Source organism: Streptomyces sp. Y2F8-2, assembly GCF_014905555.1.
GTDB lineage: Bacteria > Actinomycetota > Actinomycetes > Streptomycetales > Streptomycetaceae > Streptomyces > Streptomyces cynarae.
In genome coordinates, this window is sequence record NZ_BNGS01000012.1 from 34,559 (window position 1) to 54,908 (window position 20,350).

14 protein-coding genes and 1 pseudogene are annotated in these 20,350 nt (G+C 70.7%); 9 read left to right on the forward strand and 6 right to left on the reverse strand.

Annotated features, from left to right (window positions below):
• The first annotated feature begins 30 nt into the window (after nucleotides 1–30).
• The 3 genes from SY2F82_RS32540 to SY2F82_RS32550 are packed head-to-tail and all read left to right on the forward strand — an operon-like array spanning nucleotide 31 to nucleotide 3,673.
• Entirely contained in the window at nucleotides 31–1,377 is a 1,347-nt protein-coding gene (locus tag SY2F82_RS32540; protein WP_200421936.1) for an NAD(P)/FAD-dependent oxidoreductase, read from the forward strand.
• Entirely contained in the window at nucleotides 1,374–2,252 is an 879-nt protein-coding gene (locus SY2F82_RS32545; RefSeq protein WP_200421935.1) for an SDR family NAD(P)-dependent oxidoreductase, read from the forward strand. The genes SY2F82_RS32540 and SY2F82_RS32545 overlap by 4 nt, the downstream gene beginning before the upstream one ends.
• Nucleotides 2,249–3,673: an aldehyde dehydrogenase family protein gene (locus tag SY2F82_RS32550; RefSeq protein ID WP_200421934.1), complete on the forward strand. Its 1,425-nt coding sequence runs from the start codon at nucleotides 2,249–2,251 to the stop codon at nucleotides 3,671–3,673. The genes SY2F82_RS32545 and SY2F82_RS32550 overlap by 4 nt, the downstream gene beginning before the upstream one ends.
• Before the next feature lie 161 nt (nucleotides 3,674–3,834).
• Here SY2F82_RS32550 and SY2F82_RS39265 read toward each other — a convergent pair.
• From SY2F82_RS39265 to SY2F82_RS32565, 4 genes and pseudogenes are all read right to left on the reverse strand, one after another.
• Nucleotides 3,835–4,045 (reverse strand): annotated as a pseudogene (locus tag SY2F82_RS39265) (short-chain dehydrogenase); the annotation flags it as partial.
• 62 nt (nucleotides 4,046–4,107) lie between these two features.
• On the reverse strand, nucleotides 4,108–6,285 hold the full coding sequence (locus SY2F82_RS32555; protein WP_200421933.1) for an FUSC family protein: 2,178 nt from the start codon (nucleotides 6,283–6,285) through the stop codon (nucleotides 4,108–4,110).
• Nucleotides 6,286–6,586: 301 nt separating this feature from the next.
• Nucleotides 6,587–7,762 carry a glutathione-independent formaldehyde dehydrogenase gene (locus tag SY2F82_RS32560; protein WP_200421932.1) on the reverse strand — a complete coding sequence of 392 codons (1,176 nt, stop codon included), beginning with the start codon at nucleotides 7,760–7,762 and terminating at the stop codon, nucleotides 6,587–6,589.
• 296 nt (nucleotides 7,763–8,058) lie between these two features.
• Entirely contained in the window at nucleotides 8,059–9,177 is a 1,119-nt protein-coding gene (locus SY2F82_RS32565; RefSeq protein ID WP_200421931.1) for a hypothetical protein, read from the reverse strand.
• A 481-nt stretch (nucleotides 9,178–9,658) separates the two neighbouring features.
• Between SY2F82_RS32565 and uvrA the strand changes: the two genes are divergently transcribed.
• From uvrA to SY2F82_RS32580, 3 genes are all read left to right on the forward strand, one after another.
• Nucleotides 9,659–12,127 (forward strand): excinuclease ABC subunit UvrA, encoded by a 2,469-nt coding sequence (gene uvrA / locus SY2F82_RS32570; protein ID WP_200421930.1) that lies wholly within the window; start codon nucleotides 9,659–9,661, stop codon nucleotides 12,125–12,127.
• Nucleotides 12,128–12,302: 175 nt separating this feature from the next.
• Nucleotides 12,303–12,965: an SDR family oxidoreductase gene (locus tag SY2F82_RS32575; RefSeq protein ID WP_200421929.1), complete on the forward strand. Its 663-nt coding sequence runs from the start codon at nucleotides 12,303–12,305 to the stop codon at nucleotides 12,963–12,965.
• Between the two features lie 163 nt (nucleotides 12,966–13,128).
• A complete protein-coding gene (locus SY2F82_RS32580) occupies nucleotides 13,129–14,910 on the forward strand; it encodes a CdaR family transcriptional regulator (RefSeq protein WP_200421928.1) in 1,782 nt (593 codons plus the stop codon).
• Between the two features lie 57 nt (nucleotides 14,911–14,967).
• On the opposite strand, the gene SY2F82_RS32585 is transcribed toward SY2F82_RS32580, so the two are convergent.
• On the reverse strand, nucleotides 14,968–16,392 hold the full coding sequence (locus SY2F82_RS32585; protein ID WP_200421927.1) for an NAD-dependent succinate-semialdehyde dehydrogenase: 1,425 nt from the start codon (nucleotides 16,390–16,392) through the stop codon (nucleotides 14,968–14,970).
• 199 nt (nucleotides 16,393–16,591) lie between these two features.
• Here SY2F82_RS32585 and SY2F82_RS32590 point away from each other — a divergent pair, with 199 nt between their 5' ends.
• The gene (locus tag SY2F82_RS32590) at nucleotides 16,592–16,972 is read left to right on the forward strand and encodes a DUF2267 domain-containing protein (RefSeq protein ID WP_200421926.1); all 381 of its coding nucleotides are present in this window, start codon (nucleotides 16,592–16,594) and stop codon (nucleotides 16,970–16,972) included.
• A gap of 75 nt (nucleotides 16,973–17,047) precedes the next feature.
• On the opposite strand, the gene SY2F82_RS32595 is transcribed toward SY2F82_RS32590, so the two are convergent.
• Nucleotides 17,048–17,938, reverse strand: coding sequence for a LysR family transcriptional regulator (locus tag SY2F82_RS32595; protein WP_200421925.1), 891 nt, complete (start codon nucleotides 17,936–17,938; stop codon nucleotides 17,048–17,050).
• Nucleotides 17,939–18,204: 266 nt separating this feature from the next.
• Between SY2F82_RS32595 and SY2F82_RS32600 the strand changes: the two genes are divergently transcribed.
• Both SY2F82_RS32600 and SY2F82_RS32605 read left to right on the forward strand, forming a co-directional pair.
• On the forward strand, nucleotides 18,205–19,392 hold the full coding sequence (locus SY2F82_RS32600) for an MFS transporter (protein WP_236041836.1): 1,188 nt from the start codon (nucleotides 18,205–18,207) through the stop codon (nucleotides 19,390–19,392).
• A gap of 101 nt (nucleotides 19,393–19,493) precedes the next feature.
• Nucleotides 19,494–20,339 (forward strand): aldo/keto reductase, encoded by an 846-nt coding sequence (locus SY2F82_RS32605; RefSeq protein WP_200421923.1) that lies wholly within the window; start codon nucleotides 19,494–19,496, stop codon nucleotides 20,337–20,339.
• The last annotated feature ends 11 nt before the right edge of the window (nucleotides 20,340–20,350 follow it).

The following is a 20,350-nucleotide window of genomic DNA, read 5'->3' on the forward strand; positions in this document are numbered from 1 at the left end:
GGTGAACGGCTGGAAAGAAGGATCTGGTTCATGGGAAATGTTCAGTACGACACGTGCGTGATCGGAGCGGGTCCTGCCGGGCTGGCGGTCGCCAGAGCCCTGATGGAGCGGGACCTGCCGTACACGCATCTCGAGCGGCACACTGGGCCCGGAGGCATCTGGGACATCGACAACCCTGGCAGCCCGATGTACGAGTCGGCCCATTTCATTTCCAGCAAGACTCTCTCGGGCTTCGGAGGATTTCCCATGCCCGACGAATTCGCAGACTATCCCCCGCACCGGCAGATCCTCTCGTACCTGAAATCCTTCGCCGACGCCTACGAGCTGACGGAGCGCATCCAGTTCGGTGTCGAGGTCGAAAGCGTCGAGAAGAACGCCGACGGCACCTGGGCGGTCACCCGGACCGACGGAGAGCGAACCGTGCACAGCCAGGTCGTGGTGTGCACGGGTTCCCAGTGGCACCCCAACATCCCGGAGCTGCCGGGGAACTTCACCGGCGAGGTCCGCCACACGATCGGCTACCGCAGCGCCGAGGAACTGCGCGGCAAGCGGGTCCTGGTCGTGGGAGCGGGGAACTCCGGCTGCGACATCGCCTGCGACGCGGCCCGCAGCGCCGACCACGCGGTGATCAGCATGCGCCGCGGCTACTGGTTCATCCCCAAGCACCTCTTCGGCCGGCCGGTGGACACCATCGCCAATGACGGGCCGCACCTGCCGATGTGGCTGGCGCAGCGGGTCTTCGGCACCCTCCTGAGGATCCTCAACGGCGACCCGACGCGCCTGGGCCTGCAGAAGCCGGACCACAAGCTGTTCGAGACCCACCCCACGATCAACTCGATGCTGCTCCACCACCTCCAGCACGGAGACATCACCGCCAAGCCGGGGATCGCCCGCACCGAGGGCAGGACGGTCCACTTCACGGACGGCACCCGCGACGACTTCGACCTGATCCTGCTGGCCACCGGTTACGTCCACAAGGTGCCGGTCGCGCAGAAGTACTTCGGCGACGAGCAGCACCCCGACCTGTACCTGTCGTCGTTCTCCCGCGAGCACCAGGGCCTGTTCGGAGTCGGCTTCGTCGAGACCAACTCCGGCGCGTACCGGCTCTTCGACACCCAGGCCCAGCTGATCGCCGGGCACATCCACGACGCACGGCACCGGCTGCCGAACGCGGAGCGATTCGGGGGCATGATCCGTACCGACCGCCCGGACCTGTCCGGCGGCATCAAGTTCGTCGACTCGCCCCGGCACACCGGCTACGTCGACAGCGGGGCCCTCGTGAAGCACCTCGTCAGGATCGCGGCCGAGATGGGCTGGCGCACCGAAGGCCGACCGCCGCGCGTGCGGTCCCTGCGGGACGTGGAGACGGTGTCATGAGCGGCTTCGACTTCCATGACAAGGTCATGCTGGTGACCGGCGGCGCCGGTGGGATCGGCAGCGCGATGTGCCGTCGCTTCGCCGCCGGGGGCGCCCGCTGCGTGGTCGTCGACATCGACGGTGCCCGTGCCAAGCAGGTCGCCGCCGAGCTTCCCGGCGCCGGACACACAGCCATCGGCTGCGACCTGGTGGACCGGGCACAGGTGGAGCACCTCTTCGATCAGGTCGCCCACGCGTACGGCCGCCTCGACGTGCTCGTCAACAACGTCGGAATGACCAGCGCCGAACGCTTCGACGTGCGCAGCGTCGAGAGCATCGAGAAGGAGATCACCCTCAACCTGATCTCGCCACTGGTCGCCACCAGGATCGCGATCCCGCTGCTGCGGGCGTCCCTGGACGCCCGCGTGGTCACCACCGTCTCCCTCGGCGGGATCTTCCCGCTGGGCGAGACTCCGATCTACACGGCCTCGAAGTTCGGGCTGCGCGGGGCGATGCTCGCCATCGGGCTCGACCTGAGGAGCAAGGGCATCCTGGCCGGATCGGTGCTGCCGTCGGCGACCGACACCCGCATGTTGCGCCAGGAAGCCGTGGACGGCGGGAACTCCATGCAGTTCCAGGACCCGCCACAGCAGCCCGCCGACGTCGTGGCGGCCGTGGTGGCCCTGCTCGACAAGCCCCGTCTGGAGGCATACCCCCGGACCGGAGAGTCCCGTCTGGTCCGGCTCGCGATGCTGGCGCCGAACCTGTTGCCGAAGGTGTTCCCGTTGTTCCGGCAGAGGGGGGAGCGCGGCATGGCCCGCTATCTCGAGGATCTGCGCCGCCGGGGACTGGCCCGGCGGGTCGACGGACGCTGGGAACTGGTGGAGGAGAAATGACCGCAGCCGAGAGCCCCGCCACGCTGAAGGTCGTCAACCCGGCCACCGGGGAGCTGATCACCACTGTGCCCGCCACGAGCGCGGAAGACGTCGCCAAGGCGGCCGAGCGGGCCGAGCAGGTCCTCGCATCCGGCGTGTGGTCGCAGCTGCCGGTCCGGGAACGCGCCGCGGTGCTGCTGCGGCTCGCCGACCTGATGGAACGCGACACCGGGATTCTGGCCCGGCTGGACAGCGAGGACGCCGGAAAGCCGATCACGGAGTGCCTCACCGGCGATGTGCCCGGCGCCGTCGAGTCGATCCGCTGGTTCGCCGAAGCGGCTGACAAAGTGTTCGGCAGGATCGCACCCGGAACCGGACACGACAGCCTGGGCCTGATGACTCGGGAGCCGATCGGCGTGGTGGCGGCGATCCTGCCCTGGAACTATCCGCTGGCCATGACCGCGTGGAAGGCCGGTCCCGCCCTCGCCGCGGGCAACTGCCTGCTGGTCAAGCCCGCCGAGGCGACCCCGCGTTCGGCCCTGCACCTGGCTGAACTCGCCGCCGAGGCCGGCCTCCCCGAGGGGGTCCTCACGGTCCTGACCGGCCACGGCTCCGTCACCGGCGCAGCCCTGGCCCGCAGCCCCGTCGTGGGCGCTCTCTCGTTCACCGGCTCCACCGAAACCGGGCGCCGCATCCTCAAGGACGCGGCCGACAGCAACTTCAAACGCGTCTGTCTGGAGATGGGCGGAAAGAGCCCCCAGGTGCTGATGTCCGACGCGCTCGCCTACGGCGACGAGCTCATCGACCACATGATCGAGGCCGCATTCCTGACGATGGGGCAGAACTGCACGGCCGGTTCCCGCGTCCTGGTCCACCACAGCATCGCCCACGAGGTGCTGGAGCGGTTCACGATCGCCGCGAAGCGCCTGGTCATCGGTGATCCCGCGGACCCTCGCACTCAGGTGGGGCCACTGATCGACCGGGCGGCCTTCGACCGGGTCGCGGCGGCGGTGGAAGCCGCCCGGGCCGGTGGAGCCCGCATTCACACCGGAGGGCTGCCGCACGGCCTGCCGCAGCGTGGGGCCTACTACCCGCCCACCGTGATCACCCACGCGCCCGAAGGCAGCGACGTGCTCACCAGGGAACTGTTCGGCCCCGTCGTCACCGTCCAGACCTTCGCCTCCGAAGACGAGGCGATCCACCTGGCGAACGCTACCGAATACGGACTCGCCGCCTCGGTATGGACCCGCGACCTCGACACCGCCCTCAGGTTGGCACGCGGCGTCCAGGCCGGCGTGGTCTCCGTCAACTCCTACAGCGAGGGCGACATCACCACACCCTTCGGCGGCTGGAAACAGTCCGGGTTCGGAGGCGCGGAGAAATCGACCAACGCCTTCGACCAGTGGACCCGGGAGAAGACCGTCTGGATCCGCACCCGGTGATTCGGGCTGATCATCCGTCAGGGGGGTTGGCGACGGGTCGGTGTGAGTCGTGAAACACCTGCCGACGGCTGACCGGACATGTCCTGCGCCGCCCATCGTGCACATCATCCCCCGTCTCGGATCGCGGAAGCTGAACTCGGTCATTCCAGGGCGAGGACGGACGGCACGGATGACGCTGCCTGTGGGCGGGACGGGGTGAGCGAGTCCAGTGCGCCGCCGGGGTGGGCGACCATACTGAGCACCGTGCCGGCGAAGGGGCGCAGGCGGCGATCGAGTTCGAAGCCGAAGCACCTGCAGATCGCCGAAATCCAGTCGCTCGGACCGCGCCGCGAAGCTGCCCACTGTCACTGTGCGGCCCGCTGACGCCGCGGTCTCGACGCGGCCGGGAGACTCTTTCCGTTCCAGGAGGTGCGGCGCTCTCTGTCGCCGCGCCGTCACCCACCCCGATGCGCGGGCCCTGATCCGTTACCTTCCGCAGCCAGGGCCGCCCGCACCCGCTGCTCCTCGCGAGCAGAGCCGACGTCCCGTTCCAGGGGGGTGCGGCTCACGGCTGTCGCGAGGTCCTCCAAGGCCTGTTTTTGCAGTTCCGCCTCGCGCCGCACGACCGGGCTCCCGTTGCCGACGGCGGCGCCCTCCCACGCGTGGAGCGCCTCCTCCACGCGCCCCCAGTCCGGGTTCCGGTGCTCGCGCACGGCGACTGCCGCCTGCTCGGTGTCCGCCTCGAGGGCCTCGGCGAACCGCTCCGCCTCGGGGATGAAACGGCTGTCGGCCCGCGGTACATGGCTCTCCATGAGCATCGCCGCCCGGCCGAACCGCTTGAGCGCCTCCTGCGCCTCCTGCGCCTCGCGCGATGTCAGACCCCTGGGGCGGACCGGTTCCTGCCTCGCGCGGTCGTATGCCTCCTGCCAGGCGGCACGTGCCTCCCTGCTTGCGAGCAGTGCCCTGCGCATGTCGGCGTGATGCTCCCGGGTCGGTTCGGCGTAGCTGCGGAGCACCGCGGCCGCATAGCGGCCATTGGCAGCGAGCCAGTCCGCAAGTCGGCCCGGCAGCTTGGGCGTCTCCCATGCGGGGAACACCACGTACGCCAGCATCGCCAGGGCCCCGCCGAGCAGGGTGAGGACCACCCGCTCGGGGACCGTCTGCTCCCATGCCTGGCCGCCCATGCCGAGCAGGAAGACGACGTACGCGGCAGTGAAACACTGGGAGTAGGCGTAGCCGGTCCGGATCAGCGTGTACGACAGGCCCGCCGAGACCACCGCCAGCGCGCCGGACACGTGGGCGCCCGGGCCCAGGGCCCGCACCATGCCGGTGGCGAGCGCGACCCCCGCCAGGGTCCCGGCGAGACGGGCCACCGCACGCGCGTACGTCCGGTGGAAGTCCGGCCGCATCACCATCACCGAGGCGATGGGTGCCCAGTAGCCGTGGCCCAGGGGTAGCCGGGCGGCGATCAGATAGCCGAGCGTGGCCACCGCCGCCAGGCGGACGGCGTGCCGGAATATGGGCGAGTCCCGGCGGAGTTCACGGCGGACCGTCCGGACGAGGACCGGGACCAACCGGAGCATGGTCGGGCGCATCAAAAACTGGGCGCCGGCGAGGCCGGGCGGCGTGGGCGTCCTCCCGGGCGCGCAGCCGCACCCGGCGATCTCCAACGCCTCGCCGAGCAGTTCCACGAGCCGCTCGGCGGCTTGCCGCGCGGGGCCCTCCAGCACCTCGTGCTCCTCGTCGACGCGCAGGACGTCCATGCTCCCGGGCCGCACCTCGGCGGGAGTGCCGCGTCGGATCGAACGAGCGGCCGCATCCAGGACGTCGGCGGCCGCGTCGAGCAACTCCCGCGCGCGGTCCCGCCCGGGTCCCTCCGCCGGGGCGCCCACGTCCGGGTCGGCGAGCGCCGCGACCACCGGCCGTATGCGCTCGGCGAGTCCCCGGGGGCCGTGCAGGACGGGGGGACGGGTGCGGGCCTGTGACGGCGTCACGGCAGCCGCGTCCCGGGCCGTCATCAACGGCTCCGGGTCGAACGGGGCGGTCGGGTCGTGCCGCAACCGGCGGGCGTAGTCCGCCACTGCGGCCAGAGCGTCGGCGAGCGCGTCACGATGCGCGCCCCAACGCCGGATCGGGAACAGCAAGATCAGCACGGCCTGCGTCACGCCCCCGAGTGCGATGATCCCGGCGTGCTCCAGGGCTCGCCCGATGCTCGTGGGCAAGGTGATGGTCACCATCATGCTGCCCACGGTCGTCGCTGCGACGATCCCAGCAGTCGATCCGACGGCCCACGCCATTCCCGCGGCAAAGGCCCATACGGCCAGCAGCGGCAGGAACGTCACGAATCGCCCCGCCGCCAGGTAGCCCACGAAGGTGCTGAGCGCCAGACCTGCGCCCGCGCCGAGCGCGACCACCTTGCGTGGACGCCAGCTGCGCTGGAAGGTGGCCCCACCCGCGGAGTAGGCGCCGAGGGCGGCGGACGCGGCATACGCAGGGGAGACCAGCCACAGCGCCGGCCCGACGACGATCGCCACCCCAGCGGCCGCGCGCAGCGCGAGCAGGGGCTCCAGCCGCGTCTCCTCGATCTTGAGCCCGGATCGCACGACCTCCCCGAAGGCCCGCAGCCACGTCACAGGTGTCCGCCTGGCCGGAACGCCCTGCCGGGTCGCGTCGGCCTGGTTGAGGTGCGGCAGCCCTCGTGCAAGGAAGCCTCCCCCACGGCCCGCTGGCTGGCGGCCGCAGCCGCTGGAGGTGGTGCTGCCACTGCGGACACTGCTGAGCGTCCGCCGTCCGTCCTCCAGGCCGGAGCGCGGGCAATCGTTGTTGGTTCAGGTCCGGCCGGAGCGCGGCGATTGCCCCCAGCCCCGTCCGGCGGACGGGCAGATCGCCACCCCCGGTCCGAGGGAAGCAGGGGGCACGGCGGCACCGGATCTCTTACCGCTTGTGGCCGTTGCCGTGTCCGTTGGGATGCAGGACCACCTTGGTCCAGCCCTCGTCACGGGCGTCGAAGTGCTCGTAGGCGGTGGGGGCCTCGTCCAGGCTGAGCTCGTGGGAGACGACGAAGCTCGGCTTCGCCTTCCCGCCGGCGATCAGATCCCGCAGGGCGCGGTTGTACTTCTTCACCGGAGCCTGCCCGGTGCCCATGTGCTGGCCCTTGAACCACATCTTCCCGAAGTCGATCGGCACCTTGCCCTGGGCCTCCAGCTCGCCCTGGGCCTCCGCGCCGCCGGGGTCCTGGGGCAGGAACACGCCCACCACGCCGATGTCGCCGGTGAACCTGACCGAGTCGATCAGGCCGTTGAGCGTGAGGCTGGCGTCCTCGTGTCCCTGGGGATCGTGTGCCTGGTAGCCGACGCATTCGCAGCCGTTGTCGGCGCCCAGACCGAGGGTGGCCTCCTTGACGACCTCCGCAGGGTTCTGCTCGGCGGTGTTGATCGGGATGGCCCCGATCTCCTCCGCCTTGCGCAGCCGGTCGGGCTGGTGGTCGACCGTCCAGACGCGGCCGGCGCCCTTGAGGAGGGCGGAGTAGGTCGCCATCAGCCCGACGGGACCGGCCCCGAAGACGATGGTCTGGTCGCCCGGTTTGACGTGGGCCATCTCGGTGGCGTGGTAGCCGGTGGGAAAGATGTCGGCGAGCATCACGTAGTCGGTCTGCCGCTCGGCGGCGTCCTCGCCCAGACGCAGCGCGTTGAAGTCGCCGTAGGGCACGCGCAGCAGTTCCGCCTGGCCGCCCTGGTAGGGGCCCATGTCGGCGAATCCGTAGGCGGCTCCCGCGAGGGCGGGTTCCGGCTGCATGGTCAGGCAGTAGTTGGTCAGACCCTGCTCGCACTGCTTGCAGAAGCCGCAGGCGATGTTGAAGGGCAGGACCACGTACTCGCCGACCTGGACCTTGCGGACGGCCGGTCCGACCTCCACGACCTGGCCCATGTTCTCGTGCCCCAGGGTGCGGCCGGACTCGAACGAGGTGCGGCCCTCGTACATGTGCAGGTCCGAACCGCAGATGTTGGTGGTGGTGATCTTGACGATGATGTCGCAGGGGTGTTCGATCTTCGCGTCCGGTACGTCCTTCACTGTGACCGTTCGCGGTCCTTCATATACCGCTGCTTTCATGGTGACTTCCCTTGATGTCGCGGCATGGCGGAGATGGAGAGGGCGCAAGGAGCCTGACTCTCGGAATGCTGCGACGGCGTCCGTGGCTCCGGCACGCCTCTGCGGGCCGTGCACCCGGATGAGATGGACCGACCATGTGCCGCCGGCCCGCCAGGCGGAGCTTCGGCGCTCCGGCGGCATTGCCTCCGGGTCCCCGTCAGCCCCCGAGGCGAAACAACCACGCACCGACCGATCAGCGGAATCTCCGGATCCGGACGATCAGCAACCGACGGCACATCTCCGACTGAGGTCACCCGCTAGTCACCGTGGTCGTCCTGCAGCACGCTGCGACGCTCCTGTTCGCGCTTGGAGTAGGCGGCTGCCCGGATCGCCTCGTCGCTCTCCAGGCCTGATCCCAGCGCGCCGCCCACCGTGGCGACCGAAGCGACGAACCAGGACAAGGTCCAGTACTCCGTGGTGTGCAGCGGGGTTCGTGTCGTGGTGGCGAACACCCGGTCGTTGAGGATGAACAGCGCCCACACCACGTTGATGACCATCAAACCCACGTAGCAGACGATCACCCCGATACCCACGGTCACGATCGTCGAGGCGTTGTAGAGAGCGGCCCTCTTCCTCGCCTCCGGCGAAACCTCATCCGTTCGATGCCACAGGTTCGCGTCCACGATCAGCCAGCCGATCATGAGACCGACAGACCCGACCATGGCGATCACTAGGCGTGGCGTGCTCAGGTAGGTGGCCAGGTTCCAGATGGTGGAGTTCACAGTGGCGACTGCTCCCGTGGCGAGTGCGGCCGCCAGGGCTTTCGACAAGCCCGGCACCAAGCGCCACGGCCGGTTGGCGCGGACCATACCGCCGAGCACCCTCAGGTAACCGCGCGGCCCACTGACGACGTACCGGAGATCGGCGATCTCCTCCTCACCGACCTGGCCCGGATGGATGGGCGCGAGACGACCGATGAAGGGCCCCCGCAGCGGCTGACTTCCCGGAGGGCCCTCAGGCCCAGTGGCCTGCGGGCCCGCCAAACTGAGCACGGCTTCTTCCACGGCCTGCCGGGCCCTGGTCTGCAGCCGGAAGCCCCCCAGCGCGGGAAGGGACAGCAGCGCCAAGCCGTGTTCGTGACTCAGCTCCACCACGAGCTTGCGCCCGTGTGAGTGCAGGGGAAGGTCGGTGAGGGCCACGACGATGTCCCAGTTCCCCTCACTTCCGCGGTCCATGATCCGGCGCGTCAATGTGGGCAGGTCCTCGGTCCCTGCTGTGAAGGGCTCACTGACCACCTCGACGTCGAACCGTCGTCCCTGTGACCTGTCGGCGAGCCGATCAGGAAGCATCTGGGCCATGCGCTGCGCGATCTCCGTCGGCGCATCCGGATCCGCCAGAAGAGCCACGACCGTAACGTCCTGAGACGACACACGCATGACTCCTTATCGCCGGCTGCCCCCGCGATCGCACGTGGTCACAGGATGCCCCCGAGGTAACGCCGACGCCGCGTGACACGCTGGCCCCTGCCAGCAGGTGCAGGCGGTACGGTCAGGTCTCCTCGTGCTCCGCCGTGCAGGACCTGCCCCACCACCGGGCACACGGTTGCGTGCGCCACCACGAACACCAGCTCCGCGCCGCCACCCCGGGCGGCACCGCACGCCGCGCCACCGGACACCCCGCTTCGGTGTCCTGCCCGGAGGTGCGCAGGCAGGGGACAGGCGAAGACTTCGACTGGTTCGGGGGTCCCCGGCCGGGGCGGATCGAGAGTGGGCGCGAAGGGCGGTCGCCTCGCGGCGGGGCTCCCCTTCACGCCCACATACGGATCAACGGCGAAGCACTCTCGAAGGTTTCCCGGGAGCGGGGCCCGGTGACGGCGCCTGTCGCGCGGTTCCCGGCGCGATCAGGTAATCAGGAACGGTGAACAGGGACGCGACCGACCCCTTCGTGCATGTCCGGGGCGCCGGTGAGAACAACCTGCGGAACATCGATGTCGACATTCCGCGGGACGCGATGGTCGCCTTCACCGGCGTCTCCGGTTCGGGCAAGTCCTCGCTCGCGTTCGGCACGCTCTACGCGGAGGCCCAGCGGCGCTACTTCGAGTCCGTGGCACCGTACGCCCGAAGACTGTTGCAACAGGTCGGCGCACCGCACGTGCAGGAGATCACCGGACTGCCACCGGCTGTGGCCCTGCAGCAGCGACGCGGGTCGCCCAGCTCGCGCTCGACGGTCGGCACCCTCACCACCCTGTCCAATCTGCTGCGCATGCTGTACTCCCGCGCCGGCACCTATCCGCCCGGCGCCGCACGGCTGGAAGCCGAGTCGTTCTCCCCCAACACCGCGGCCGGCGCCTGCCCGGAGTGCCACGGACTGGGCGTCGTGCACGACGTCGCCGAGGACCTGCTCGTCCCGGACCCCTCGCTGAGCATCCGCGAGGGGGCGATCGCCGCATGGCCGGGCGCCTGGCAGGGCGCCAACCTGCGCAGTGTCGTGAGCGGCCTGGGGATCGACATCGACCGACCGTGGCGCAGGCTCAGGAAGAAGGACCGGGACTGGCTGCTGTACACGGACGAGCAGCCCTCCGTGTACATCGAGCCGGAGGAGGACCGCGTCGACTACGGCTACCAGGGCAAGTTCTGGAGCGCCCGCAAGCACGTCATGCACGTCCTCGCCGACTCCAAGAGCGAGAAGATGCGCGAACGGGCGCTCCGGTTCGTCAGGAGTGTGCCCTGCCCCGCGTGTCACGGCAGCGGACTGCGGCCCGAGGCGCTCGCCGTGACCTTCGCGGGACGTTCCATCGCCGAGATCAACGCGATGCCGCTCACAGAGGTCTTGGCGCTGCTGCGGCCCGTCGCGGGGCGGTCCGAGGCCGACGCCACCACCTCGACCGCCCGATCCGGGGAGACGACCGAGGTCGCGGTCCGGATCTGCGGCGATCTGGTCGCGCGGGTCGACGTACTGCTCGACCTGGGCCTCGGATATCTCAGCCTCGGGCGCCGCTCGACGACCCTGTCGCCAGGCGAGGCGCAGCGCCTGCGGATCGCCACCCAGCTGCGCTCGGGGCTGTTCGGCGTCGTCTACGTCCTCGACGAACCCTCCGCGGGCCTGCACCCGGCTGACGCGGAACCGCTGCTGGACGTGCTGGACCGCCTCAAGGCGGCGGGCAACTCGCTGTTCGTCGTGGAGCACGACATGGACGTCGTACGGCGGGCGGACTGGGTGGTCGACATCGGCCCCGCCGCGGGCGAGGGCGGCGGACGCGTGCTGTACAGCGGCCCGGTCGCCGGTCTCGAGCGGGTCCGGGAGTCGGCCACGAGCCAGTACCTGTTCGGGCGCGCCCAGCCGCTCGATCACCGCCCGCGCACACCGCACGGCTGGCTGCACCTGCGCGGGGTCTCCCGCCACAATCTGCGTGACGTGTCCGTCGACGTACCGCTCTGCGTACTGACGGCGGTGACGGGCGTGTCCGGTTCCGGAAAGTCGACGCTGGTGACGCAGGTGCTCGCCGAGGTCGTCCGCGGCCACCTCGGACTCGTGCCCGAGGAACCCGACGAGGCGCAGCTGGAGGTCGACGTCCAGGACGCGTCGGGGGTCGAGTCGTTCGACCGGCTGGTCCGGGTCGACCAACGGCCCATCGGCCGCACTCCCCGGTCCAACCTGGCCACGTACACCGGGATGTTCGACGCGGTGCGCAAGCTGTACGCGGCGACGGACGAAGCCAGGGCGCGCGGCTACTCGGCCGGGCGGTTCTCCTTCAACGTGCCCGAAGGGCGGTGCGAGACCTGCCAGGGCGAAGGATTCGTCGCGGTGGAACTGCTGTTCCTGCCCGGCACCTACGCGCCGTGCCCGACCTGCGAAGGCGCCCGGTACAACACCGAAACGCTGGAGGTCACCTACCGCGGCAAGAACATCGCGGAAGTACTGGCGCTGTCCGTCGACGCCGCCGCCAAGTTCCTGTCCGCCGCCCCGGCCGCCTCCCGCAGTCTGGAGACGTTGCGCGAGGTGGGACTGGGGTACCTGCGGCTGGGCCAGCCCGCGACGGAACTCAGCGGCGGTGAGGCGCAACGCATCAAACTGGCGACCGAACTGCAGCGGGCCCGCCGCGGGCACGCGCTCTACCTGCTCGACGAGCCGACGGCCGGGCTGCATCCCTCGGACATCGCGCTACTGCTGCGCCAACTGCACCGGCTCGTCGACGCCGGCAACACGGTCGTCGTCGTCGAGCACGACCTGGCCACGATCGCCACCGCCGACTGGGTCATCGACCTCGGTCCGGGCGGCGGCGACGCGGGCGGGCGGGTGGTCGCGGCGGGTCCGCCGGCCAAGGTGGCGAGGGCCCGCCGCAGCGCCACCGCACCGTATCTCGCGGCCCGGCTCGCGCGCTCCTGACGACAGAATCGCGATCGCGATTCCCCGAGCACCTGCGGCGCGACCCGGTGGCCGGGTGGTCTCGCACACCAGCGCGGTGCGCGAGTACGCCGGCCTTACGGCAACCGCGGGACGCGACCTGCCGCGGCAGTCCCGCAGCCCGGCCTGAGCGGTCGCGTGTGGCAAGAATGACCCCATGCACATGGTGATCGCGGGTGGACACGGCAAGATCGCGCGCCGGCTGACCCGGCTGCTCTCGGCCCGCGGCGACAACGTCACAGGGCTGATCCGCAACCCGGACCACGCCGACGACCTGCGCGCGGACGGCGCGGAACCGGTGGTGTGCGATCTGGAGCACGCCTCGGTGGACGAGGTGGCCGGCCACCTCAGCGGCGCCGACGCGGCACTGTTCGCCGCGGGCGCCGGACCGGGCAGCGGCGCGGCCCGCAAGCAGACGGTGGACCGGAACGCGGCCATCCTCCTCGCCGACGCGGCCGAGCGCGCCGGGATGCGCCGCTTTCTGGTGATCTCCGCGATGGGCGTGGACAGTCCGCCGCCGCCCGGCACCGACCCGGTGTTCGCCGCCTACCTGAAGGCCAAGGGCGAGGCGGACGCCGACATCGCCTCCCGTCCGGGACTGGACTGGACGATTCTGCGCCCGGGGATGCTCACCGACGACCCCGGTAGCGGCCGCGTCACGCTCGCCGAGCACACCGACCGCGGCCAGGTGCCGCGCGACGACGTGGCTGCGGTGCTCGCAGCCCTGCTCCACGAGCCCAGGACCGCCGGGCGCATCCTCGAGCTGATCAGCGGGTCCACCCCGGTCGAGGAGGCGGTGCGCGCCGTGGCCGGCGGCTGACGCCGCACTCCGCCCTCGCCCGGGTGCGGGTAATGACTTGCACAGGTCCGGTCGCCCCACGAGTACGCGAGAAAGGATCCACACATCTCGGGTAGCCGGCCCGTGAGCGGGTACGCGACATGCCGCGCGGTTCTCTGAGGGCTTCGAGGGACGGAGTGGTCCCATGGTCGGCAGTCAGGCGCCCAGCCTGCACCACCGCTACTCCCACCGGAAGGGCAGCCTTCCGCGGGGCAGCGCCGGGCGGGACCCCACGGCCGCGCGCGGAGGGCCCTGCCCGCCCGCTCGAACCCCAGCCGACCATGCCCTGCACGAACTGGTCGCGCTCTCCCGCGCCCTGTTCGGCACTCTGGACGAAGTCGAGATTCTGCGCCTGGCCATGGACCACATAGCCGCCGCGGGGCCATACAGTGCCGAGGCCGGATACCTCAATGTGGGCGGCGACCTGGTCCCCAGTCCAAGGGACGGGCAGATGCCTGCCTCGGCCGTGAGCCGGAGGGTGCGGGAGCTGGCCGGGCAGGACGGCAACGTGACCGTACCCGGCAGGCCCTGGGGTCGGGCCCTGGGGCTACGCGGACTTGAGGGACTCCACGGCTACCTCGTGGTGACGTCCCGCTCCCGGCCCACCGAGGCCGAGCGATCCCTGCTCGCCACGCTCGTCCGGCACACCGCTGCCGCACTGTCAGTCGCTTTCGCACATCGCCGCCGACGCGAGGACGCGCTGGAGCTGCACCGACTGAGGGACGAACGCACAGCCCTCCAGCGGCAGCTGATCTCTGTGGTGGCCGAGCTGGGCTACGAGCGAGCCGTTCACGCGCTCATGGCCGGCGTCGCTGCCTCGGGTGGCGGCGAGGAAGCTGTCACCCGCGCACTGCACGGGCTCACTGGACTACCTGTGCTGGTCGAGGACCGCTTCGGTCGGCTGAGGTCCTGGACCGGCCCCAGCCGCCCCGTCCCCTATCCCGAACCGGACCCAGTGCGCCAGGACGAAATGCTGTACGCCGTCGCCCGTCAGGCCGGGCCGGTGCGGATAAGGGACCGGCTGATCACCCTGATCCGCCCGCACGGCGAGATCCTGGGCGTGCTGGCCCTGGTCGATGCCCGGGACGAGGCCGACGAGCACACCGTGCTCGCGCTGGAACACGCTGCCGCGTCACTCGCCCCGGAGCTGACGCACCTGCGCAATCTGGCGGAAGTGGAGCTGAGGCTGCACCGCGAGCTGGTGGACGACCTCTTGGCAGGGACGGACGAGGCGAGCGCCTACGCCCGGTCCGAGGCAGTCGGACACGACCTGCACCGCAGCCACTACGTCGTCGTGGTGCAGTGGTCGAACCGGACCGCCGACGATTCCTTCGCACAGACCGTGGGGCGGGCGGCCTCTGCCGTGGGCATGCGCTCGCTGCTGACCCGACGCTCCGACCACGTCGTCCTGGTCGCCGACGACAGGCCGCACGCCCGCTCGCTGTACGAGGCGCTCGCCCGGGAGACCGGAACACGGTCCGGGACGATCGGGGTGAGCGCCCCTTCCGACTCCCTGAACGACATCCCCCACCACTACCAGGAGGCGCAGCGCGCCCTGGACGTGCGCCGCCACTCCCGCGAGCGCTACGGCACGGCGTTCTTCGACGAGCTCGGCCTCTACCGCATCCTGGGACCCGGCAACGATTACCGGGAACTGGAGACGTTCGTACAGGAGTGGCTCGGGCAGCTCATCGACTACGACTCCCGGCACCACGCGACCTTGGTGGAGACCCTGTCCCGGTACTTCGACTGCGGCGGCAACTACGACGAGACCGCGGAATCCCTCGCGATCCACCGCAGCACGCTGCGCTATCGGCTCCAGCGCATCCGCGACATCAGCGGCAACGACCTCGCGAACGTCGAGGACCGGCTGAACCTCCAGGTGGCGACCCGAGTGTGGAAGATCGTGCTGGGCGGGCCCGGCTGACGCCTCGCTGGAACTCCTGTGGGAGTGGTGTCAGCAGCGCTGCAGTGGCGTCGTAGGTCAGCCCAGCACTTCTTCGATCGGGGCGTCGGCGTCCACGTAGCGCACGAGCTTGCGGTTCGCGAATTCCACGATGCCCACGTCGCCGAGTTCGCGCCCGTAGCCGGAGCGCTTGATGCCGCCGAAGGGCAGCTCCGGTCGGGACGCGGTCGGGTGGTTGATCCATACCATGCCCGCCTCCAGCCGGTCCGCGACTCCGCGAGCACGTTCCGGGTCGGCGGCGAAGACCGCGCCTCCCAGGCCGTAGGGAGAGGTGTTGGCCAGCGCCACGGCCTCGTCCTCGTCGGCGACCCGGTAGACCGTGGCGACGGGGCCGAAGAGCTCTTCCCGGTAGGCCCGCATGTCCGGTGTGACGTCGGTGAGAAGAGTCGGCTCGACGAAGGCGCCCGGCAGGTCGGGCCGCCCGCCGCCCAGCACCACCGTGGCTCCCTTGTCCACCGCGTCACGAACCTGCTCCATCAGGAGTTCGGCCGCGGCCTCGGAGGACAGCGGGCCGAGCGTGGTGGCGGGGTCGGCCGGATCTCCCGGTTGCACCTCGCTCATCCGGTCACGCAGCCCGGTGACGAAGGCGTCGTAGACGTCGGCAAGGGCGATGAAGCGCTTGGCCGCCACGCAGCACTGCCCGGTGTTGCCCATCCGGCCGAGGAACGCGGCGTACACGGTGCGCTCGAGGTTGTGATCGTCCAGCACGACGAAGGGATCACTGCCACCCAGCTCGAGGACGGACTTTTTGACATTGCGGCCGGCGATCTCGCCCAAGCTCACGCCCGCCCGCTCGCTTCCGGTCAGTGACGCTCCCTGCACTCGAGAGTCATCGATGATGTTCCCGACGTCTCTGCCCCGCACGAAAAGATTGGTGTAGACCCCGGTCGGCACAACCGCATCCGTGAACAGCTGCTCGAGTGCCAGTGCGGACTGGGGGCAGCTACTCGCGTGCTTGAGCAGGATCGTGTTGCCCAGGACGAGGTTCGGACCCGCGAATCGGACGACCTGGTACAGCGGGAAGTTCCACGGCATAACGCCGAGAAGGACGCCGAGCGGCTCGTTCACCAGCACGGCCGTGCCCTCGGGCACCGGCAGGGGTCGTTCTTCCAGCAGCTCGGGGCCGTGCTCTCCGTAGTAGGTGAGGATGTCGGACGCGAGGTCGACCTCTGCACGGCTCGAGTTGATCAGCTTGCCGACCTCAAGGGTCAGGAGGTGCGCCAGTTCCTCCTTGCGCTCCCTCATGAGCCGGCCGGCGCGTTGCACGAGGGCCCCCCGGTCGGCCGTCGACCGGGCACGCCAGTTTGGAAAGCTGCGGTGCGCCGCGTCGATCGCGCGCCCTACGTCCTCGTCGCTCAGCGCCGGGAACTCACGAACCCTTTCACCGGTGTACGGGTTGACCGTGGCGATGGGGCTTGCCTGGGCAGTGACATGGGCGTCCATGACGCCTCCCTGGAGTCGGGACCCCTCGGGTTTCCACGCCCGGACCCGCTCACACGTGCTGATCCGGTCCCATGTCACGGCAGGCTGGGGGCAGTCGTGGTCATCGCCGTCCGTGGGCGGGCGCGGGCCGGGCCGGCGTGGCAGGCTTGCAGGGCGTCCGCGCCGTTCGTCGCAACACAGCAGCGAAGGAGGACGACCCATGGATGAGCAGGAATTCGTCCGTACCGTCGCCGAGCGCACCGGACTGGGCCGGGAGGAGGCGGGGGACCTGACCTGGGCCACGCTCGAGACGCTGGCCCACAGGCTGAGCCCGGGGGAGGCCAGGGACCTGGTCACCGAGCTCCCCGAGGGCCTCGCGGAGGCGGTGCGCCGGGGAACCACGGATCGCATCGAGCGGTTCGGCCACAAGGACAGCGTGCGGCGCGTGGCCGAACGCACCATGCTCAAGGAGGAGGAGGCCGACCGGGGTGTGCGAACCGTACTGGCCGTGCTCCGCGAGGCGATCAGCGAGAAGGAGTTCAACGACCTGATGGCGCAGCTCGGAACGGACTTCTCCCAGGCCATGAAACCCGCCGGGTGACACCCGCGGATCGCCGGTCCCTCGCGGCCGTCATGGCGTGAGGCGCACACGAAGGCCCGGGCCGCGGCCCGGGCGTCACAGTGCGATGACGTGGAGGTCGACCAGGTCGAGCAGCGCCCGCAGAGCCGAGCTGGGCCGCCGGGTCGACGACGTGCCGAGATGCATGCTCCAGCGGAGCACGGTGCCGTGGACGTCCAGGACGTGCAGGCCGGGGGTGCGGGCAACGGCGAACGCGGGCAGGAAGGCGATGCCCAGACCGTGCCGGACCAGTGCCGCCCCCATGTCGATGTCGGGCACTTCCAGTGCCACCCGGCGTGCGACGCCCGCTGCCGCGAACGCCCGGTCGACCACCTCGCGGTTGCCGTAGCCCGGCGGGAAGTCCACGAAGGGCTCCCCCGCGAGGTCCGCAAGTACCACCTTTCCCCGCTGCGCGAGCGGATGGGCGGCGCTCACCACCAGGACGAGCGGCACGGTGGCCAGCTCCCGTGCGTCGATCCCGGCGGGCTTGCGTTCGGGCAGCGACAGGAAGGCCACGTCAAGGTCCCCGCTGAGCAGCGCCTGCGCCAGTCCCGCCGAGCCGGCCGTCGCCAGCCGCAGCCGGACGTCGATCGCCGGATGCCGCGCGTGCAGCTGCCCGAGGAGCGCAGGCAGGTCCACCACCTCGACCGAGGCCATGGCCCCCACGTTCACCGTGCCGCGCAGCGTGTCCTGTGCGGCGCGTACGGCGTCCTGGGCGGCCTGGGCGGCGTTCAGGGTGGCCCGAGCCTCCGGCAGCAGCGAGGCGCCCGCCCCGGTGAGCCGGACCTGCTGCGACGTGCGCTCGAACAGCGCGCAGCCGAGCTCGCGCTCCAGGGAGCGGATCGCGGCGGACACCCCTGACTGCACCACGTGCAGCCGGCGTGCGGCACGAGTGAAACTCAGCTCCTCGGCGACCGCGATGAAGTGCTCCAGCTGACGTAGCTCCACAGCAGAAGTATCACTCGCATTGCTGGAGCCCAGCAAAAACATTCGTTGGCACTGATTCTGGCTGGTGAGGAGGATGGAAAGCGCCATCCGCTTCCGCCCGAGGAGGGGTACCCCTGCCTGCCGTTCCGACGCCGCTGAGCCGTCCCACAGCCGACGCTCCCGACGACCCGACCCACCGGATTCCAGCACCCGCTCCCGCCGACCTGCCGCCCCGCGCCCCCGCCCGGCGCCGTGCCTCGCACACGACCGGCTTCTGGTTCGTGGCGGTGGCTTTCACCGTGCTGATGGCCTTCGGCACCGCGCCGACCCCGCTGTGGCCGCTGTACGAGGCTCGGGACCACTTCGGCGCGACCACGGTCACGGTGGCGTACGCCTCGATGGTCGTGGGCGCAGCGGCCGCATTCCTAGGGCTGGGGCACCTGTCGGACCGGCTCGGCCGGAGGCGCATCATCGTCCCGGCGCTGCTGGTCGGCATCGTCGCGTCGGTCGTACTGATCGTGTGGCGGGACCTGCCGGGGCTGATCGCGGGCAGGATCCTGAACGGTGTCGGACTGGGGCTGATGGCCTCGACCGCGACGACGTACCTGCACGACCTCCACCACGAGGTCCGTCCGGAACGGACGGGTTCGGTGCTGCCCGGCATCGTGGCCACCGCCGCCAACCTCGGCGGCCTGGCCTCAGGGCCCCTGGTCGCCGGAGCCGCCGCCGAGTGGCTTCCCGCGCCCCTGATCACCGCCCAGGCGATCTTCACGCTCGCCATGGCAGTGTGCCTGGCGCTGGTGCTGTGCACCCCGGAGACCGTGGACCTGGAGTTGCCCGCGGCCCAACCGTCCAGCAGGTTCGTCCTGCGCCCCGGCGGCCGGCGGGCGTTCGGCGCGGCCGGCGCGCTGGGCGCCTTCGCCTTCGCGATCCTCGGCCTGATCTCCTCCCTCGGGGCGAGCGTGCTCCACGGCACCCTGCACACCGACTCGCACCTCGTGGTCGGCCTGGCGGCCTTCCTCATGTTCGGTTCCGCGGCGGCCGCCCAGCTGGTGCTGGGCCGCCTCCCACTGCCCCGGCTCCTGACCGTGGGGGCAGTGGTCTTCCCGGTCGGGCTGGTCCTGTGCGCCGTCGCCCTCCACCATCCGGCGCTCTGGCTCTACCTGGTCGCCGTGTCCCTGTCGGGAGCCGGCTCCGGGCTGCTGTTCAAGGGAGGCGTCGAACGTGCCGGTTCAGTGGCCGAGCCCGCCTCACGCGCGGGGGTCCTCGCCGTGTTCTTCGTCGTCGCGTACCTGGGAATGGGCCTGCCCTCCGTCCTGTTCAGCATCGCCCTGCGGCACTTCGCCGTGCAGACCGCGATGATCGGTTTCGCGACGGTCCTCTCCTGCGGCGCCGTTGTGTCGGTGGTCGTCGCGTTGCGGGATCGCGCACCCGGTCCCGGCGAGCTCTCGGCGCAGTCCGCTCGCCCCTCCTGACCTCCCGGCGGCGCATGCGACACGGTTGTCTGGGAGGCGCGGACCTGGGCACCCGGTGCGGGTGCGCGTGACACGGATCCGCGGCAGACGGGAGGCCCGAGATGTCTGCGGAATCGGCCAGAACGATCGCGCTCCCCTCTGGTGAGGAGATCGCGGCGCTCGGGCAGGGCACCTGGTACCTGGGCGAGGACCCGGCCCGGCGTGAACAGGAGATCGCCGCACTGCGGCTGGGCGTGGACCTGGGGATGACCGTCGTCGACACGGCGGAGATGTACGGCGACGGCGCAACCGAGGAACTCGTCGGGGAGGCCCTCCGCGGACGCCGGGAGGAGGTCTTCCTCGTCAGCAAGGTGCTGCCAGGCCACGCCGACCGGAAGGGCACCGTCGCTGCCTGCGAGGGCAGCCTGCGGCGGCTCCGTACGGAACGGCTGGACCTGTACCTGCTGCACTGGCGGGGACGGTGGCCACTCGAGGAGACCCTGGCGGGATTCACCGACCTGATGGAGGCGGAGAAGATCCGTTACTGGGGCGTGAGCAATCTGGACGTGGCCGACATGGCCGAGCTGACCACCCTCCCCGGTGGCGACGCCTCGGCCGTCGACCAAGTGCTGTACAACCTCTCCCGGCGCGGCATCGAGTGGGATCTTCTCCCCTGGTGCCGCGAGGCCGGGGTGACGGTCATGGCCTACTCCCCGATCGAGCAGGGGCGGCTCCTGAAGGTCGAGGCACTGGATGCCGTGGCCCGGGCCCTCGGAGCCACGCCGACCCAGGTGGCACTCGCCTGGGTGCTGGAACAGGGGGTGACCGCGATCCCGCGTTCCGGATCACCCGACCACGTTCGGGAGAACCGCGGCGCGGTGGACCTCCACCTTCCCACCGAGGCGCTCGACGCCCTCGACGAGGCGTTCCCGCCACCCAGCGGGCCCACGCCCCTGGAGATGCTCTGAAGGAGTTGACA

Excerpts from the sequence above, each read along its gene's own strand:
- SY2F82_RS32585 (WP_200421927.1), bottom strand. The coding sequence starts at position 16,392 with ATGGACGCCCATGTCACTGCCCAGGCAAGCCCCATCGCCACGGTCAAC.
- SY2F82_RS32580 (WP_200421928.1), top strand. The coding sequence starts at position 13,129 with ATGGTCGGCAGTCAGGCGCCCAGCCTGCACCACCGCTACTCCCACCGG.
- SY2F82_RS32545 (WP_200421935.1), top strand. The coding sequence starts at position 1,374 with ATGAGCGGCTTCGACTTCCATGACAAGGTCATGCTGGTGACCGGCGGC.
- SY2F82_RS32590 (WP_200421926.1), top strand. The coding sequence starts at position 16,592 with ATGGATGAGCAGGAATTCGTCCGTACCGTCGCCGAGCGCACCGGACTG.
- SY2F82_RS32575 (WP_200421929.1), top strand. The coding sequence starts at position 12,303 with ATGCACATGGTGATCGCGGGTGGACACGGCAAGATCGCGCGCCGGCTG.
- SY2F82_RS32540 (WP_200421936.1), top strand. The coding sequence starts at position 31 with ATGGGAAATGTTCAGTACGACACGTGCGTGATCGGAGCGGGTCCTGCC.
- SY2F82_RS32605 (WP_200421923.1), top strand. The coding sequence starts at position 19,494 with ATGTCTGCGGAATCGGCCAGAACGATCGCGCTCCCCTCTGGTGAGGAG.
- SY2F82_RS32550 (WP_200421934.1), top strand. The coding sequence starts at position 2,249 with ATGACCGCAGCCGAGAGCCCCGCCACGCTGAAGGTCGTCAACCCGGCC.
- SY2F82_RS32560 (WP_200421932.1), bottom strand. The coding sequence starts at position 7,762 with ATGAAAGCAGCGGTATATGAAGGACCGCGAACGGTCACAGTGAAGGAC.
- SY2F82_RS32565 (WP_200421931.1), bottom strand. The coding sequence starts at position 9,177 with ATGCGTGTGTCGTCTCAGGACGTTACGGTCGTGGCTCTTCTGGCGGAT.